At 64.2% G+C, this 15,248-nt stretch carries 11 protein-coding genes; 2 read left to right on the plus strand and 9 right to left on the minus strand.

The genetic code is table 11. The features are described from left to right. Window positions 1-24 precede the first annotated feature (24 nt). Together LWF01_RS14355 and LWF01_RS14360 are read left to right on the plus strand one after the other, a co-directional pair. Window positions 25-843, plus strand: coding sequence for an alpha/beta fold hydrolase (locus LWF01_RS14355; RefSeq protein WP_349638043.1), 819 nt, complete (start codon window positions 25-27; stop codon window positions 841-843). A gap of 753 nt (window positions 844-1,596) precedes the next feature. After that, on the plus strand, window positions 1,597-2,148 hold the full coding sequence (locus LWF01_RS14360) for a hypothetical protein (RefSeq protein WP_349638044.1): 552 nt from the start codon (window positions 1,597-1,599) through the stop codon (window positions 2,146-2,148). 1 nt (window position 2,149) lies between these two features. Here LWF01_RS14360 and LWF01_RS14365 read toward each other — a convergent pair whose 3' ends face one another. The 9 genes from LWF01_RS14365 to LWF01_RS14405 all read right to left on the minus strand — a co-directional run bounded on the left by LWF01_RS14365 (window position 2,150) and on the right by LWF01_RS14405 (window position 14,494). Next, complete coding sequence (locus LWF01_RS14365; RefSeq protein ID WP_349638045.1) at window positions 2,150-3,082, minus strand: DUF1684 domain-containing protein; 933 nt, start codon at window positions 3,080-3,082, stop codon at window positions 2,150-2,152. 115 nt (window positions 3,083-3,197) lie between these two features. Continuing rightward, window positions 3,198-5,231: an FAD/NAD(P)-binding protein gene (locus LWF01_RS14370; RefSeq protein ID WP_349638046.1), complete on the minus strand. Its 2,034-nt coding sequence runs from the start codon at window positions 5,229-5,231 to the stop codon at window positions 3,198-3,200. A 2-nt stretch (window positions 5,232-5,233) separates the two neighbouring features. Further along, a complete protein-coding gene (locus tag LWF01_RS14375; protein ID WP_349638047.1) occupies window positions 5,234-6,310 on the minus strand; it encodes an LLM class flavin-dependent oxidoreductase in 1,077 nt (358 codons plus the stop codon). Further along, window positions 6,307-7,548, minus strand: coding sequence for an NADPH-dependent FMN reductase (gene ssuE / locus LWF01_RS14380; protein WP_349638048.1), 1,242 nt, complete (start codon window positions 7,546-7,548; stop codon window positions 6,307-6,309). Before ssuE ends, LWF01_RS14375 begins: the two co-directional genes overlap by 4 nt. 2 nt (window positions 7,549-7,550) lie before the next feature. Further along, the gene (locus tag LWF01_RS14385; protein WP_349638049.1) at window positions 7,551-8,963 is read right to left on the minus strand and encodes an NtaA/DmoA family FMN-dependent monooxygenase; all 1,413 of its coding nucleotides are present in this window, start codon (window positions 8,961-8,963) and stop codon (window positions 7,551-7,553) included. Further along, window positions 8,963-10,774 (minus strand): dipeptide ABC transporter ATP-binding protein, encoded by a 1,812-nt coding sequence (locus LWF01_RS14390; RefSeq protein ID WP_349638050.1) that lies wholly within the window; start codon window positions 10,772-10,774, stop codon window positions 8,963-8,965. Before LWF01_RS14390 ends, LWF01_RS14385 begins: the two co-directional genes overlap by 1 nt. Beyond that, on the minus strand, window positions 10,771-11,775 hold the full coding sequence (locus tag LWF01_RS14395) for an ABC transporter permease (RefSeq protein WP_349638051.1): 1,005 nt from the start codon (window positions 11,773-11,775) through the stop codon (window positions 10,771-10,773). The genes LWF01_RS14390 and LWF01_RS14395 overlap by 4 nt, the downstream gene beginning before the upstream one ends. Then, entirely contained in the window at window positions 11,772-12,860 is a 1,089-nt protein-coding gene (locus LWF01_RS14400) for an ABC transporter permease (protein ID WP_349638052.1), read from the minus strand. Before LWF01_RS14400 ends, LWF01_RS14395 begins: the two co-directional genes overlap by 4 nt. After that, a complete protein-coding gene (locus LWF01_RS14405; protein ID WP_349638053.1) occupies window positions 12,860-14,494 on the minus strand; it encodes an ABC transporter substrate-binding protein in 1,635 nt (544 codons plus the stop codon). The genes LWF01_RS14400 and LWF01_RS14405 overlap by 1 nt, the downstream gene beginning before the upstream one ends. Window positions 14,495-15,248: the final 754 nt, after the last annotated feature.

The raw sequence follows: 15,248 nt of genomic DNA on the forward strand, positions 1-15,248 counted from the left end.
CGCACGGTGTGGCATTCTGAGCTGATGGAATTGTCATCCAGATTCGAGTGGCGCGGCCGATCCGTGGCATGGCACCGGTTGGGTTTGGGACCTCCGGTGGTGATGTGCCACGGCACGCCGTGGTCGTCAACCGTATGGTCGCCCTTCGCCGAGGCGCTGAGCGCCGACTTCTCTGTTTATCTATGGGACATGCCTGGTTACGGCCAATCCTCGAAACAGCCATCACATGACGTGGATCTGGGAACCCAGGCCGAGTTACTGCGCGACATTTTGCAGTACTGGGAGCTGGAATCGCCCCAGGTTGTTGCCCACGATTACGGCGGCGCGGTGTCGCTGCGGGCGCATCTGCTGCACGGCGCTTCCTACGCTTCATTGGCCCTGGTCGACGTGGTGGCCCTGCACCCGTGGGGATCAGATTTCTTCCGTCTGGTCGCGGAGAACGCCGAGGTCTTCGCCGCCCAGCCAACCGCCATCCACCGAGGTGCACTAGAGGCATATATCGCCGGGGCCAGCCACCGCGGACTGTCGCCGGAACAGATGAATGCGCTGACGGAACCCTGGTTGTCCGCCGAAGGGCAAGGCGCGTTCTACCGGCAGATCGCCGCGGCCGACGAACGCTACACGGACGAGATTCAGGACCTGTACGCCGCGATCGACATTCCGGTGAAGGTCATTTGGGGACGCAACGACACCTGGATACCCGCCGACAGAGCCACCCAGCTCGCGCAGCTGATTCCCGGCGCCGAGCTAGAGCTGATCGACAACGCAGGACACCTCATTCAGTACGACGCGCCTGTGCAACTGGCTACCGCACTACAGCGCTGGCTCACAGCCGGCCAGTGAAGGGATCAGGCCGTCGGATAGGCGCTGTCTTGCCGAGCATGCGACCGATAATGGCAGGATTCTTCGAGTCCACGCCGGTCAGCACGAGGTTGCTGATCTTCTGGTGAGATTTCCTAAGCCACTGCCGGAAGCCGCCTTCAGTGCGCCGATTTACGGCCTAAGCGGACTCTCACTCCAACCAGAAGTGCATCTCTGGAACATCCACGACGACAATAGTTCGACAGGGATGGAAGAAGTCGTTGTTGTCTACGGTGACGTCGACGCTGACCACTGCTTCGTTGCAACGAGTTATGGCGGACCGGAAACTTCGACCAACGACTCGCTGCTGTTAGATGCCGTGATAGCGGCATCAAAATTTTCTTGATGAACGTCACCTGAGTCAACTCATTCAGACACCGGACGAAGACCTCATTGATCGAGTCAGTTCTTCCGCACTGCGCGAAGAAGCGCCATGGCATGCGACCACTCACGCCCAGCCCTACTGGACCGGAAGAGCCGCTACCACCGATGAATATAAACTTCGGGCAATCAGCACGTCACGCGAGGCAATCGGAATCGCCAGCAGAGGAATCGACATCGCGGCGAGCGCCATCATCGACATCCGCGAGCAGCTGACGGGTTAAACGGATCGGAACGGCCCGCTGAGGTCCGGGTTCCGTAAGCTAGTCCGCCGTAAAGCGTTACGAGGCCCGGACCTCGCGGCCAAGCCTGTCGAAAGTCTCGGCTGGCCAATCACGGAGTAGCGTCTTGAGCATGGATGACTCTCCTACCGGCGACCTGCGGCCCGACATAAACGCAGTCACGAGCCTCGTCGGGGCAATCACAACCAATCCCTGGCCCAGCACGGACGGGGAGTTAGGGAACTATTTCGACCTGTTGGGGTTTATCCCGACCGGCCAGAAGGAGTCGACGGAAACTTCTGCGATCACTGAAACAGTGCTCGCATCCGCCCTCGATCCCGCCCAGGTTCACTGCATGTCGTTCAACGGTTCACTGTTCTCGATCGGCGCTTTTCTCTACGTTCCGACCCCCGAACGACCGGCACAGGTAGAAACGGGCTACCGCGCCATCCATACTGAGCTCGTCGCCCGTTATGGGCCACCAACGGAGGAAGACGCGCCAATGGGGGAAGACCTCCGCATCAACGGCGAAACGTCGTCGTTCTGGCGGATCGGGCCAACAATGATCGAGATGTATTGCCACCTCAGACAGCCAGCGGGAGTCCAACTGGGAATCAGCAACTTCGCCCGGAACGAGGCGTACGAAAAGCAGATAATCTCACCAGCTGCCCATCGACGGCTCTAAATCAAGGAGTGCCATTCTGTTGGCGGTCGCCCGTCCGAGCCTCCTTTTCGCCGGCTGTCACCGCGATTGGCAAGACGTTGCTGGCAACCGGACGCGGGCAGGTTCCATACGGCGTGAATGAGAACGGGAAATTGATGCTGCGGTTGAAGTCGATCAGGACTTCGCCGTCCGGGTTCGGGACGCCAATGCCGACGAAACGCCATTCTGCGGTCGAGTTGCCGTTGCTCCGGTCATAGAACGACAGGGTCAGACCGGACTCAGCAGTTCCGGTCGCGATCAGCGCGTGGCTAGTGCCGTTGAGCTCGAACTCCACCGTGCCGACCGTGGCGGCCTCGGTGTTCAGATCCCCGCGAGAAGTTCCGGTGCCCACCGGGCGGGATTCAGGATACGGCTGGAATCTGCCGGTCACTATCCAGTCCGGGTTGACGTCGAAGGCAGGCACGCCCGCAAAATTCACCCGGGTAGCCGCCTGCGGATCGCGAAGCCGGATGGCATAGCGTCCGCCGCGCCGGGCAACCTCGGCGACAACCGGCTGTGCGCCCACAGCTGCGGGCGCGCTCAGCCAATTCACCGAGCCGCCTTCTGGTACCGCAATCGACAGCTCGCCATCGACCGGCCGGTCTGCGCCGGACGGGTCGGCCGCAGCTGAACCGGCCGAACCGGCACCCGCCGCCCCTGCCGCCTCTGCACTCTCAGCAGAGCCCCGACGAAGCTGGACGACGGCATCCCCCGCCGACGCCGAGAACACGGCGCGTTCGCCATCCGTGCGCCACAGTCCGGGGAACCCAGCAATCGGCTCCGCCGATTCGCTCAACCAGCGAAAGCTGGTGAGGCTCAGCCAGCCGTAGGGCACCGAAAGGTCCGCCTCACGCCGGGCATGCCACTCCTCCCAGTCGCTGACCAGACCGGCTGTGCTGCTGCTTGTTACTGACATATTCTCTCCCGTAAGTGGTGTGGCATTTCTTTGCCCGCTTCAATCTGATCGAAACCTGCCGGCCGATACGAACGAGTCAGTACGAACGTTCCGAGCCGGCGTGGCTTCCCGTCCGTTAGGGCAGTCCCTCAAGCAGCCCGAGCAACTGCCGCGCGATGGCGTCGTTCTTCCGAAACACCGGAGCGTTGGTCTGCGGCCTGGCGAACGCCGCCTCGCCCGCACCGCCGGACACCGAAGGACCGATCAGAAACCGACGGTCATGGCTGGAACCGTCCGCCCGGATCGGATGGCTGTTGGCGTCGGCCACCAGCTTGGAACCGCGAGGCGCCCTGCTGTGCTCTGGCGGTTTCCAACCAGCGCCCTGGCCGCGGCGGGCCAGCTCCTTGACGCTATCGTCCTGCTCGACCAGCAGCTCACCGGCAACCAACAGGCCCTGGATAAGCGGATCGGCGGCTCGTGCTGCCGAGCTTTCGGCGAGCCGCGCGTCCAGCAGTGCCCGCGCCTGAATCGGCTCCGGAATCGCCGGCGAGGCGGCTACGAACTCGCCGTTTTGCACAGTTACCGACAACTCCGGCCCGGCGAAGCGTACGATCCCGGCTCGATGCAAGGCAAGCAGCTGGCCGAGGCGTTCCGGCGGCGGCCCGCTGGCGATGAAGGAGAACAGCCCGTGCAGCCGGTGGTCGATCTTTTCGGTCCGGTCCTGCACGCCGAACCGGTTCTGCACAACCAGCTCCCGGATTCTGAAGTACACGGCGAGCAGTGCGTTGAACACGGCGAGATCCGGAGAAAATCTGGGATCGGCACGCCGGTCGAGATCTGATTCGATGTACTCGACCAGGTGTTTTTCAAACTCCTCGCGATTAGCGGTGCGCAGGCCGTCAAAGGGACGATCGATGCCGCGCAGATCGAAGCGGTCCCGGGGATCAGGGACGACCCGCGAAACGTACCCGGCGAACTCCTCGGAATTAGAGGCAGACGTTTCGACGCCTCGCCTGGGCCGAATCTGCTGCAGCCTACGCTCGAATTCCGGCCAGTCCGCTTCCACCCGGTCAGGATGCCGGCGCAGCAGTTCCTCGTAGTGCGCAAAGCACAGGTTCCAGTCGATCAAGGGCTCGATGTCCCTGTCGAAGTCAAGTACCTCAGCCGATCCGGGCTCACACCCGAGACTTTCGTCGTCGAGAAACCTGGCATTCCCGCGCGGCAGACCGGGAATCTGATAGCCGAGTTTCGAGTGGTACGGGACTCCACGGCCCGACCCCACCCAGAGGATCGGTTCCCTCCCGCTCGGCTGGTAGTTCAGCTGGCCGTCCACGATGTTGAACCGGCCGCCACGTCCTTCGGTGAGCAACACCATCGCGTCGATAAAGGCAAGGCCGAAGCCGCGAGTGATCACCGGCTCCCGTTCCGGCACAATCGACAGGTCCACATCCGCTGTATACCCCGGCGGAACATAGACGAGGTCGTGCCGATCGGCAGCGTCCCTGAGCAGCGCCGTGCCGGAATCGGGCAGCATCTCGAGGTGCCCCTGCGCAAGCACAACGATGTCCGCACGAAGGATGGTGCCGGATTCCAGCTCGACGAGCTGCCGCCCGGTCGAATGGTCGCCAGCTGATCGATCGCCGGCCGAGTCGACACCGGCCGAATGGTCGCCGACCAGTCCGCCCGTCCGATCCGATTCAGTCAACCGCACAACCCGATCCCAATGGACTTCGAGGGAGAACCCCGCGGGCAAGTCGGCAACTGCCTGCTCGAAGGCCCAGCCGAGATAGAGCGACTGCAGGGCGCGGGACGGAAACGAGCGCGGAGTGAACGCCACCAGCTCGGCACCGAGCCCCGACGCAAGCACCCGCTCACGACCTTCGCCTACCACCCATTCGGCCAGGTTCGGGCCGTCTACGATCGGCCCCTCGATCTGCACCGAATCATCCAGGAAGATCGTGACGTCCTCAGCCATCGAATTCATCCATAGCAAGGGCGATTGCTGCCGCCGCCAGATCCGACCGCCGCCGGCCGGAAACGGATCCACGACATGCAGATCCGCTCCCGCGCCGGAGAAAAGGGACGGCGCATTCGCCGCCAGTCGCTCCAACAGGCCGGTGGTTCGTGGTCCGCCGCCAACGAACACCACGGTTGGACGTCGATAGGCCACGGTTACCGCCTGGCGTACTGGTTCTGGGCGGCCGGCAGTCCCAGCCTCTGCCGCAGAGTCTCGGCGTCTGCCGCCTGCCCATCGAGCACCCCGGCTGCGCGAAGTGCCGGGATCAGCTCGTCAACAATTGCGGAGACACCGTCGTCGAGGCTGTCCGGAAGTAGGTGAAGGCCGTCGAGGCCGAGTCCGCGCCAACCGGCTGCTCGCTCGGAGAGATCGTGACCACCGGTAAACCCGCTACCAGCCCCGACCGCGGAATATCGCAGCGAGCCGAGTATCCGGACGTCCTGCGCTGAGCGTCCGGCCGCAACGATCGCGCGGCGCAGTTCGTCCAGTTTCCGGGGCAGGCTTTCAAGTTCCGGCTGGGCGTCGGAGATCGGAAGCAGCACTAGATCTGCGCATTGCGCGGCTACGTGCAGCGACGGTTCGTCGTCGACAGCGATCGTCACAACCGGGTTGCCCTGCGGCGGACGCGGGACGATGGATGGACCCTTCACAGTGAAGGTCTCCCCCACGCTGTCTGTTCCCTCGAAGTCGACATAGTGCACCTGGCCCAGGTCAAGGAAGCGACCGGTAGCCTGGTCGCGGATCTCCGCGCCTTCCTCCCACGAGTCCCAGAGCTTACGGACCACGTCGACGACCTCTGAGGCTTCCCGCCAGACGCTGTCGGAATCGGCGGCGCGTCGACGTCCGACGTTGCCGGCTTCACTCCCGGCTGTCGATACTCCGACCTGCCAGCCGGACCGTGCCCGCGCTGAATAGTCCAGCGTTGCGGTTGCGGTGCCGATCAGAAATGGTTCGGTGTGCGTCACGGTGACGGTCGGGATCAGGCCGATCCGCGACGTCTGCGGGCCGAGCCAGGAGAACAGATTCAGCGCATCCAGGCGAGCGTGAAACACCGAGTCGTCGGGCGGGAGCGCATCCAGCGAATCGCCGAGCGTCAGCAGGTCGATGCCGGCGGCTTCAAGCCGTTGCGCAGCCCGGAGCTGGGTCGCACCGGAAAGCCGTTCGGCGACATCCTGCGGGCGGGTGCCGGCGGTGCCGATGTCGAGCCCCACACCGATAATAAAGTTCGTCATGATGCTTCCTGCCTGAGTTCATCCGCCTGGTTATGGTCGTTCGTCTGGTCACGCTCTGCCCCGGCGATAGCCGGGTACAGCTCGCGGCTGAAGGCCAGCTTCTTCAACTGGTTCAGGTCCTCGTTCGGGTCGAAGAGCGGGGTGTAACCGGCTCGCAGGTACAGTTCCCTGGCTTCGGGCTGGCGGTTGCCCGTGGTCAGGAACAGCCGTCGGTAGCCGTACTCACGCGCCGCTGCCTCGAGCTCCGCCATCACGCGCCGGGCCAGGCCCTGGCGTCGATAGTTGGTAGCTGTCCACACCCGCTTAACCTCTGCGGTCCCGGTCTCGAAGGGCCGGATCGCTCCGCCGGCCACCGGTTGGCCGTCGTGCAGCAGCAGCACAAAAGTATCCGGCCGGTTCTCCTCCTCTTCCTGATGCAGTCCCTCCAGCGCGGTCCCAGGCGCGAACACGTAGCGACTGGAGTATTCGACCGCAAGCTCGCTGCGCAGCGGAACCAGCAACGGATCGTCCGGCGCAACCTTGCGCACCTCGAGGTCCTCGGCCGGCACCCGGGTGTGCCGGGCACGCGGTGCCGGCGGCTCGGGTCGTGCGGACGGCGGCTCGGGTCGTGCAGACGGCGCAATCGATCCAGGCCTTGGAGCTGCCAGCTCGGGTGCCGAAACCCTCGCGGATGCATCGCGATCCGCCGCGTCGACATCAAAGGGAGCACGCAGCCGCAACTCGGCCAGGAACGACGTCGTCGTTTCCAGCACTGCCTGCGCAGCCGACGTTTCGAGAACGACGCCGCCATCCGGATAACTGGTGATGTCGGCCGAACGCACGAACCGTCCCGCGCTGATACTGGTCGCCTCCAGAATGGACAGCAACGGTTTCAGCCCGAAATCCAGCGCCAGGACGTGCGCCGTCGAACCGCCGGTCATCAGCGGCAGAACTGCTTTGCCGCTCAGCGCGGTCATGGGTAGCAGGTCGATGAACGACTTGAGCAGCCCGGAGTAGGTTGCCTTGTAGACCGGGCTGCCGATCACCACGCCATCTGCGTCGGTCAGGGCCTGGATAGCGTGCCGGATTTCCGGATCCGAAACGTCTGCCGCGAGCAGCGGCGTGGCTGGCAGGTCGCGCACGCTGATCGCCTGCACGTCATGGCCCTGGCCGGCGAGCAGCCGGGTGACGTAGGCCAGCAGTGCATCGGTACGCGAGGGATTCGACGGGCTGCCGGACAGCGTGACTATCTTCGCCATGGTTAGCCTTCCTCTCTTTCGGTCTGCGCTGCTTCACGCCACTTTGCCCAGTCGGACTGTCCCCGGAAGCTGCCCAGGCCCAGGTTGTCGCGCAATGTTGTTCCGGAATACTCCGTGCGGTAGACGCCACGGTTCTGCAGTTCGGGCACGACCCGGTCGACGAATTCGTCCAGGCCGCCTGGGGTCAGATGTGGCACCAGGATGAAACCGTCAACCGCGCGCTGCTGCACGAAGTCGTCCAGTTCGGCGGCGATGGACGATGGCGTCCCGATGAATGACTGCCGAGCGGTGACTTGGATGACCAGCTCGCGGATCGAGAGCTTTCCGGCGTCAGCGATACCGCGCCATTCGGTGGCCGTGGCGCGAGGATCTTTGGTGTGGCGAACCCGTCCGCGGGTGATCGAGGTGTTGTCGAAGTCGAGTTCGATATCAGGCAGCGGACCATCGGGGTCGTAGCCGCTCAGGTCCCGGCCCCAGACCTGTTCGAGGAAGGCGATGGCGCCCTGTCCCGAGACCTGTTGCAACCTGACCTGGTCGGCCCGTTCTTCAGCCTCTTTCTGGCTGTCGCCGAGGATGAAGGTGACGCCGGGGTAGACCTTCAACTCATCTTCGCCTCGACCATACTTTGCCAGCCGGCGCTTGATGTCGGCGTAGAAGACCTTGCCATCCTCCAGCGTGCTGTGCCGGGTGAAGATGACATCGGCAGCGCCAGCCGCGAACTCGCGTCCGGCGTCCGAGTCACCGGCCTGAAACACAACCGGGTGCACCTGAGGGCTGCGCGGCACCGGGAAGCGGCCAGCGATGTCGAAGAACCTGGAGCGGTGCCTGTACAGTCCGGGATCGATGGCCCCGGCTATCGGCGCACCCGCTGCCCGAGTACCGGCTATCGACGCGAACTCCTCCGGCCACGATTCCCACAGCTCCCTCGCTGTCTGGATGAAGTCGTTGGCACGGCTGTAGCGGTCGGCGTATTCCAGGTAGCCGCCGCGTCGAAAGTTCTCGCCGGTAAACGCGTCATTTGTGGTGACCACGTTCCATGCCGCCCTGCCGCCGGAAAGGTGATCGAGGGTCGCCAGTTGACGAGCAAGTTCGTAAGGCTCGTGATACGTCGCGCTCAAGGTTCCGGCCAGACCGATGTTCTGAGTCACCGCCGCCAGCGCGGAGAGCACAGTCAGGGTATCCGGTCGGCCGACCACGTCGAGGTCGAAGATCTTCCCTCGGTGCTCGCGCAGTCGCAGCCCTTCGGCCAGAAAGAAGAAGTCGAAGAGCCCGCGCTCGGCCGATTGCGCGAGATGCCTGAACGATTCGAACTCGATATGGCTGCCGCCGGCCGGATCCGACCAGACGGTGGTGTTGTTGACACCGGGAAAATGAGCCGCCAGGTGAACCTGGCGGCGCTCTGAAGTGTTTGGCATTAGTGTGCTCCCACTGGCTGGTTACTCTGCTGCTGGACCGCAAGCTGCTGATCTGTGATTTTCTGCCCATCTCCGAGTTGCTGTCCGGGGATAGCACCCAGGAGCCGGGCAGTGAATTCGGTCTGCGGATCTGTGAAAATCTGCGCGGTGGTGCCCTGTTCCACGATCTTTCCGCCGGCCATCACGGCGACCCGATCTGAAATCTGCCGCACGACGGCCAGGTCGTGTGAAATGAACAGGTAGCTCAGCCCCAGCTCGACCTGCAGATCGGTCAGCAACTGCAGAATCTGGGCCTGCACGGAAACGTCGAGCGCCGAGACCGGCTCATCGAGAACCACTAGTTCCGGCCGCAACGCCAAAGCCCGCGCGATCGCGACCCGCTGCCGCTGCCCGCCGGATAGCTCACGCGGAGTACGGGCCAGCGTTGCAGCGGGAAGTGCCACCTCATCGAGCAGTTCGATGGCGCGTATCCGGCGTGCCTTCCGGTCGCCCTGCCTGAAGGCGCGCAATGGCTCGGTGACGATCTGTTCGATCGTGAAGCGCGGATCCAGCGATGCATACGGATTCTGGTAGACGAACTGCGCGCTGCGCCGGAAGTCCCGCAACTCGCCGCGAGAGAGAGAACGAACGCTCAGTTCGCTTGTTACGTTGCCCTTCGCAGGCCTGGATAGCGCCGCGGTTGCGGATGCCGCAGCAACCCCGGATGGCGCCGCGGTTGCGGACCCGTTCCCGGATCCACTCCCGTTCCCGAACTCAGTCCCGGCGCCTCGGAACGTCACCTTCCCCGCGGTCGCCTGCTCCAGGCCGAGCACAAGGCGCGCCGTCGTGGACTTCCCAGAGCCGGATTCCCCGACGATGCCGAGCGTGCCGTGCCGAGGAACCTCGAACGACACGTTATCGACGGCGAGCGCGCCGGCAGAGTGCCTGTTGCCGAAGTCTTTGACCAGCCCGGTCGCCGAGAGGATCGCTCCCCGAGGCGCGGTGACAGCCGAACTTGCCGGTATGGCTGGCCGAAGCCGGGCGCTGTTCAGGCTCGGCGCCGCAGCCAGCAACTTCCGGGTGTACGGATGCTGCGGGTCGGCGAAAACCTCGTCTGCAGCGCCGGCCTCGACAACCCGACCGGACTGCATAACCATCAGCCGGTCGGCGCGGTCGGCGGCAACTCCGAGATCGTGAGTCACCAGGAGGACTGCGGTGCCGGTCTCCCGGGTGAGTTTGCCGAAGTGGTCGAGCACCTGGCGCTGTACGGTGACGTCCAGCGCGCTCGTCGGTTCGTCCGCGACAACCAGGGAAGGCTTGCCGGCCAGGGCGATGCCGATCAATACGCGCTGCCGCAGGCCACCGGATAGTTGATGCGGAAAGAGCGAGCTGTAGTACTCCGGGTCGGGAAGTCCGACGCTGTCGAGCACCTCGACCGAGCGGGCTCGTGCCTCGCGTTTCGGTATCCCATGCACTGTGAGCGCCTCGGTCACCTGGCTGCCGATTGTCTTTACCGGATCGAGCGAGGCACCTGGGTCCTGCGGGACGAATCCAATCCGACGTCCCCGTAGCGCGCGCCACGTCTTTTCGTTTGCCCCGCGCAGGTCTTCGCCCTCGAACTCAAGTACGTCGGCATCCACCCGTGCGTTTCCGGCCAGCAGGCCGACCAGTGCGTCGGCGGTGGTTGACTTCCCGGAACCGGATTCGCCGACGATGGCAACCGTCTCCGCCTCGCGTACCTCGAGGTCGACGTCGTTGACGGCGTCGACCCGGCCACTGCGGGTCAGGTAGCTGACCGCCAGATGGCTTAGCTTCAGCAGCGGCCTGCTCATGATGTGCCTTCCCTTGATTGCAGAGTTCGCGACAGCTGATTCGCGGCGAGTACGACGGCGACAACGACGAGGCCGGGTAACGTCGTCAGCCACCACGCGCTCGCCAGGAAGTCCCGTCCTTCGGCAACGAGCAGACCCCACTCGGGCTGGGGTGGAGGCGCACCGAAACCGAGGAAGCTCAGCGATGACACGGCGAGTACCGCGGTGCCGAACTCGAGGGCGGCAAGCGCCAGAACCGGGCCGGCGGCGTGCGGCAGGACGTGGCGGATGATCACCGTGCCGGTACGGACACCGGAGGCGGTAGCGGCCTCGACGAACGTGGCGTTCTTCCAGCGGATCACTTCGCCCCTGGACAGTCGTGCGAAGGAAGCCACTGCGGCGATTCCGACCGCGATCGCCACGTTGACCGTTCCGAAGCCCAACGCGGTCACGATCGCCATTGACAACAGCAGGCCTGGAATCGCCATCAGGACATCGACTATTCGCATCAGGATGTCGTCGACCCGGCCGCCGAAGAAACCTGAGATCAGGCCGATCACGACACCGACCACCAAGGAAATGGCGACCGCGATCAGGGTTGCTCGCAGCGACAATGACGAACCGTGAATCATCCGGGCCAATACGTCCCGCCCGAGTTGGTCGGTGCCGAACAGGAACTCGGCAGACGGCGGCCGCAACCGGGCAGCCGGATTTCCCGTGATCGGGTCGGCGTCGGTGAACAGGGTCGGCACGAGCGCCCAGGCCAGCACGACGGCCAGGACGGCGACTGAGACGATCGAAGCCGACTTGCGGAGGAACCGGAAACTGCCGATGCTCGACGTCCGCCCCGTCCGCTGTCGCGCGGCGGGATTCCCCGGATAGTTCCCGCCAGCCGTTTCAGCCGGGTTTTGCTTCGAGGTTTCGGGTGCGAACGCAGACGGCCGTTCGGTTGAGCTGCTGATGCCCTCGGTCACGATGCCGCCGGGGCTCGCGATCCGATCCCGGAGGTTGGTTTGAGTCATGGGATGTCCTTTTCCTGTGCCGTAACGAGCGCGAGTTCAATCGACCGGCTGGGCGTGCAGGCCGGTGCTTGTGTGCGAAGCCGAGGATCGAGCAGCGGATAGACCAGGTCAACCAGCAGGTTCACGCTCACGAAGATCAGCGCGGCAAGCAGCACAACGCCCTGAACCACGGGAATGTCCTGCGAACCGACCGAAGCCTGCGCGAGCCGCCCGACCCCGTCCCGGGAGAACACCGTCTCGGTGACGACCGAACCGGCCAGCAGGTTGCCGACGATCACCCCGGTCATGGTCAGAGCAGGAATCGCCGCATTATGCAGCGCGTGCCGGGTGAGCAGCCCGAGCCGACTCAGCCCTTTCGCTCTGATCGCGCTGATATACGGCTGGTTCCAGGCACCCGCCAAGGATCTGGCCAGCACCTGGGCGATGGTCGCCGCGGTGGGGACGGCCAGAGTAATCGCCGGAAGTACCAGTGACTTGATCCCCTCGGAGCCCATTGCCGGAAAGATCTGATGGCGGAAGGACAGGAACTGCAGGAGCACCAGCCCCAGCCAGAACGATGGGATTGAGATCCCCAGCGACGGTGCCGACAGCAACAGATTCCTGAGCCAACGGCGCTGGCTGTAGGTCGCCGCGACCGCGAGGCTCACCCCGGCCACAACCGCGAGCACAATTGCCGCTCCGGTGAGTTGCGCCGTCAGCGGCAGTGCCTGCGCGATTGCCGCGGTCACCGGCTGGCCGGTCTGGATCGACGTGCCCAGATCAAAGGTCAGCGCCTTGCCCAGCGCGATGGCGTACTGAACGACCAGCGGCTTATCCAGGTTGTACTCCGCCCGCAGCGCCTCGGCTTGTGCTGGATCGACTGCTCCTTGTTCCCCGCCGTTGTTCAGCATGATCGCGACCGGATCACCGGGCAGCAGGAACAGGATGAGATAGCTGACAGTGAATGCCGCCCAGAGCACGACCAGCGACTGGCCAAGCCGGGCGAGCAGCCTGCGTCCCGTCGTCCGGGCCGCCGACTGGCGAACCGACGTTACCGTCGCCGGCCGGCCTTCCGACTTCCCACGTCGCAGGGTTGATGGGGCCATCACTTCGCTGCCAGCCAGGTGTCATAGAACTGGAAACGTGAGGACGCTTCGAAGCGAAAACCGTGCACGTTCTTCGCCGTCGCTACCACCCCGGAAAGCTCGACCAGCGGGATCGAATGACCGTCTCGGATCAACAGGCTGGTGGCCTCGGCGACGAGTTTCCGGCGCTTGTCCTGATCGAGGGTGCCCTGACTTTGATCAAGCAGCTCGTCCACTTTGCCCGGCTTGCGGTAGTTGACGTTCCGGCCACCGGCGTGGAACACCGTCCGGACGATGTCCGGATCTGCCCGGGTCAGGTTGTAGAACTGGAACTCGAACTCACCGGTCTGCTGCAGGCTGCTGACCTCGTCGATAGTGGTCTTGTCCAGTTTCAGATCGAAACCGATCTGGCGCAGCTGCTGTTGCACCAGCTCGAGGAACGGCGCGTCCTGCCAGTAGGTGACTTTCACCGACAGCTTCTTGCCGTTCTTCTCCCGGATCCCGTCGGACCCCTCGGTCCAGCCTGCCTCCTCCAGCAACGCCTTGGCGCCATCCGGATCGAAGACCAGAGCCTCGGACTGATCCTGATACAGCGGCGTCGACTTGGCCAGAGCCGAACTCGCCGGGGCCTGATGGGCGGAAAGAACCGAGGCGAGCTCCTGCCGGTTGATCCCCTTGTTGATGGCCTGGCGCACCCTGAGGTCACCGCCGATCGGTTTGGATTCGTTGGCGAAGAGGTTGTAGACGACGCCCGGGTTGGCCCGGGAAATCACCGGAAAGTCACCGGCTTCCAGGTTCGCCTCATCCTGGGCCTGAACCGCGGTGTCCAGGTCGACCTGCCCGGAGATCAGGCTGCCGTTACGCACCGAGGCTTCGGGCGTGATCGAGATGTCGATCCCATCGAGGTAGGCGGCGCCCTCGTGGTCCGAAAGCTCCGATGGCCAGTTGTAATCATCGTTCCGCTTGAGCTTCACCGACTGGTTGTGTGTGAACGATTCCAGGGTGAAGGGGCCCGAACCGATGACCTCGCCCTCGCAACGCTGCTCCGGAGACACCTGCAGCGTGGCGTTCGCGTAGATGCCGAGCGTCATCGTGGATGTAGCCTGCAGGAACTGCGCGTTCGGCTTGGCGAATGTGACCGCGACGGTCGAATCATCCGGAGTCTCGATCGTGTCGAGACCGGCCAGGTAGGTCGAGCCGAGGGTGGACTTCGCGCCGAGGTCAACTATGTTCTCGAAGTTCGCCTTGACCGATTCGGCATTGAACGCTGTGCCGTCGGAGAACTTCACATCGTCGCGTAGTGCAAATGTGAAACTGGTTGAGTCGTCACTGACTTCCCAGCTTTTCGCCAACCAAGGGGTTATTTTTCCGGACTTCGGATCCTGGTCGGTCAGCGAATCGACGACCTGACGGGAAACATTCAGCGCGGTGTTGTTTCCAACCTGCTGACCGTCGAGGCACTTCGGGTCGCTGTCGTAGGCGACCCTCAGGGTGCCACCCTTTTGCGGCTTGTCACCGGACGCCGGCTTAGCAGTGTTCGCGCCGCCGCAAGCGACAAGGGCAAGAACGGCAATGGTGGCGGCGGCACCGCCGGCCGCCCGGATGACGGCGCGCTTACCGCGGCTGCCGGACGTGGGTGTGGGGACGAGGGGCATGTCGTTCTCCTGGAAAGGTCAATGACGTGGACTGTCGGCTGGCGGGGACATATTCGCGAACTCGACGCTCGGATGCGGACGCAGCGGTGACGACGCTCGGATGGACGGCCTGGCTGGCAGACGGCGGATCGGCAGCTCGCGCCGGTTCGGATCGGGGCTGCCGTGCAGACAGCTTCGGCGCGGCGCCGGTCGGACTCAAAGCGGCTTCGGCGCGGCGCCGGTCAGGTTCGAAGCTGCTTCAGCGCTGCACTGGTTCTGCCCGACGCTCGATCAGCTCGGCTAATAACGGATGCCGCGAACCGGGCGGGCGGCGGCGCGCAGTGCCGCAGGCCAGCAGCGCCGCGCGGGCGCAGCAGGGAAATCCCGCTTCGCCGGATCAGGTCGACCGGACACTATCCGCCGCGGTCGTCAGCAGCCTAGCTGGAGGCTTGCGGGCGACGCAGTGAGCAGCAAAGGGACGACAGGCAACAGTCCAGGGCTTCGAAGCGTGAAGCGAGCGCCCAGATCTGTGAGTTGTTGCGTGCTGTCATCGGGTTCCTTTGCGGTTGAGACCTGCCGGGTCTCATTGGCTGACAATTGAAACTTAGTTGTCGGGTTCCTGCCCACGCAAACACCGGCGTCATCCCCCGTCACATTGACGGGAAGTCGGGCTGACACCTCCAGGTGCGGTCCGAAATGTCCCGGCTGGCTTATCGGCGGGCGGAGACGGGCTTACCGACGCCGGCATCAGCGAAACAGATCCGATGGTGAGTTC

Source organism: Saxibacter everestensis (assembly GCF_025787225.1).
In the GTDB taxonomy this organism is placed as follows: domain Bacteria; phylum Actinomycetota; class Actinomycetes; order Actinomycetales; family Brevibacteriaceae; genus Saxibacter; species Saxibacter everestensis.

Bases quoted from the DNA above. Each gene is read 5' to 3' on its own strand.
- LWF01_RS14400 (WP_349638052.1), bottom strand. From the start codon at position 12,860: ATGGCCCCATCAACCCTGCGACGTGGGAAGTCGGAAGGCCGGCCGGCG.
- LWF01_RS14395 (WP_349638051.1), bottom strand. From the start codon at position 11,775: ATGACTCAAACCAACCTCCGGGATCGGATCGCGAGCCCCGGCGGCATC.
- LWF01_RS14390 (WP_349638050.1), bottom strand. From the start codon at position 10,774: ATGAGCAGGCCGCTGCTGAAGCTAAGCCATCTGGCGGTCAGCTACCTG.
- LWF01_RS14375 (WP_349638047.1), bottom strand. From the start codon at position 6,310: ATGACGAACTTTATTATCGGTGTGGGGCTCGACATCGGCACCGCCGGC.
- ssuE (WP_349638048.1), bottom strand. From the start codon at position 7,548: ATGGCGAAGATAGTCACGCTGTCCGGCAGCCCGTCGAATCCCTCGCGT.
- LWF01_RS14385 (WP_349638049.1), bottom strand. From the start codon at position 8,963: ATGCCAAACACTTCAGAGCGCCGCCAGGTTCACCTGGCGGCTCATTTT.
- LWF01_RS14360 (WP_349638044.1), top strand. From the start codon at position 1,597: ATGGATGACTCTCCTACCGGCGACCTGCGGCCCGACATAAACGCAGTC.
- LWF01_RS14405 (WP_349638053.1), bottom strand. From the start codon at position 14,494: ATGCCCCTCGTCCCCACACCCACGTCCGGCAGCCGCGGTAAGCGCGCC.
- LWF01_RS14365 (WP_349638045.1), bottom strand. From the start codon at position 3,082: ATGTCAGTAACAAGCAGCAGCACAGCCGGTCTGGTCAGCGACTGGGAG.
- LWF01_RS14355 (WP_349638043.1), top strand. From the start codon at position 25: ATGGAATTGTCATCCAGATTCGAGTGGCGCGGCCGATCCGTGGCATGG.